Below are 2,081 nucleotides of genomic sequence, written 5' to 3' on the forward strand. Positions count from 1 at the left end.
GGGTAAGTTAGACAAGTTGCCCCGGAGCGACAGCCCAGTAGGGCCTGAAGTCGGGGTGTCCGATCCTTGAGAACTCAACAGCGTGCACAATGTCAAATGCCAAAAACCTCGTGGTTGTGGCCCGTTTCTAGCGGGGTGCAGCTAAGAGATTCCTTTGGAAATAATATTGAACAAGTCCTGACTTCGGTTAGGCAACTATACAAAGCAAGTCAGTAATGATTTGTTCTGTCAGTTTCAAACTTGCATCTTTTCAACCTATTCCGGTTGGGGGGTGCACTAGATGGGCGTCTGGTTTGTATTTATATGGATCGGGTAGCTATTCAAACATTTACGGAGAGTTTGATCCTGGCTCAGGACGAACGCTGGCGGCGTGCTTAACACATGCAAGTCGAACGGTGAAGAGGAGCTTGCTCCTTGGATCAGTGGCGAACGGGTGAGTAACACGTGAGCAATCTGCCCTTGACTCTGGGATAACTGCGGGAAACTGTAGCTAATACCGGATATTACCTTGGAAGGCATCTTCTGGGGTGGAAAGAATTTTGGTCAAGGATGAGCTCGCGGCCTATCAGCTAGTTGGTGAGGTAATGGCTCACCAAGGCGACGACGGGTAGCCGGCCTGAGAGGGTGACCGGCCACACTGGGACTGAGACACGGCCCAGACTCCTACGGGAGGCAGCAGTGGGGAATATTGCACAATGGGCGCAAGCCTGATGCAGCAACGCCGCGTGAGGGACGACGGCCTTCGGGTTGTAAACCTCTTTTAGTAGGGAAGAAGCGACTGGGTTTTCCTGGGAGTGACGGTACCTGCAGAAAAAGCACCGGCTAACTACGTGCCAGCAGCCGCGGTAATACGTAGGGTGCAAGCGTTGTCCGGAATTATTGGGCGTAAAGAGCTCGTAGGCGGTTTGTCGCGTCTGCTGTGAAAACCCGAGGCTCAACCTCGGGCCTGCAGTGGGTACGGGCAGACTAGAGTGCGGTAGGGGAGATTGGAATTCCTGGTGTAGCGGTGGAATGCGCAGATATCAGGAGGAACACCAATGGCGAAGGCAGATCTCTGGGCCGTAACTGACGCTGAGGAGCGAAAGCATGGGGAGCGAACAGGATTAGATACCCTGGTAGTCCATGCCGTAAACGTTGGGAACTAGATGTGGGGACCATTCCACGGTCTCCGTGTCGCAGCTAACGCATTAAGTTCCCCGCCTGGGGAGTACGGCCGCAAGGCTAAAACTCAAAGGAATTGACGGGGGCCCGCACAAGCGGCGGAGCATGCGGATTAATTCGATGCAACGCGAAGAACCTTACCAAGGCTTGACATATACCGGAAACGGCCAGAAATGGTCGCCCCGCAAGGTCGGTATACAGGTGGTGCATGGTTGTCGTCAGCTCGTGTCGTGAGATGTTGGGTTAAGTCCCGCAACGAGCGCAACCCTCGTCCTATGTTGCCAGCACGTAATGGTGGGAACTCATGGGATACTGCCGGGGTCAACTCGGAGGAAGGTGGGGATGACGTCAAATCATCATGCCCCTTATGTCTTGGGCTTCACGCATGCTACAATGGCCGGTACAAAGGGCTGCGATACCGCAAGGTGGAGCGAATCCCAAAAAGCCGGTCTCAGTTCGGATTGAGGTCTGCAACTCGACCTCATGAAGTCGGAGTCGCTAGTAATCGCAGATCAGCAACGCTGCGGTGAATACGTTCCCGGGCCTTGTACACACCGCCCGTCAAGTCATGAAAGTCGGTAACACCCGAAGCCAGTGGCCGAACCCGTAAGGGACGGAGCTGTCGAAGGTGGGATCGGTGATTAGGACTAAGTCGTAACAAGGTAGCCGTACCGGAAGGTGCGGCTGGATCACCTCCTTTCTAAGGAGCACGTGCACCGCTCGTCTGTATACAGCGAGATCATCGGTGCCAGTCACACGGAAGCGAATGTCTTTCGGTGGCGCTCATGGGTGGAACATTGACATTGATGCAAGAACGGCTGAGATCTACTCGGTACGCCTGGTTCGTAAGGACGGGGTTGGAAAGGTAGGTCGCAGAGAGACTTGTATATGCACGCTGTTGGGTCCTGAGGGACCGGAAC

At 54.5% G+C, this 2,081-nt stretch carries 1 rRNA gene; it reads left to right on the plus strand.

What is annotated here, in order from left to right:
- The first annotated feature begins 327 nt into the window (after positions 1 to 327).
- Positions 328 to 1,861 (plus strand): 16S ribosomal RNA (locus CXY70_RS00035).
- Positions 1,862 to 2,081 lie beyond the last annotated feature (220 nt).

This window comes from Cryobacterium sp. Y82 (genome assembly GCF_002929495.1).
GTDB lineage: Bacteria > Actinomycetota > Actinomycetes > Actinomycetales > Microbacteriaceae > Cryobacterium > Cryobacterium serini.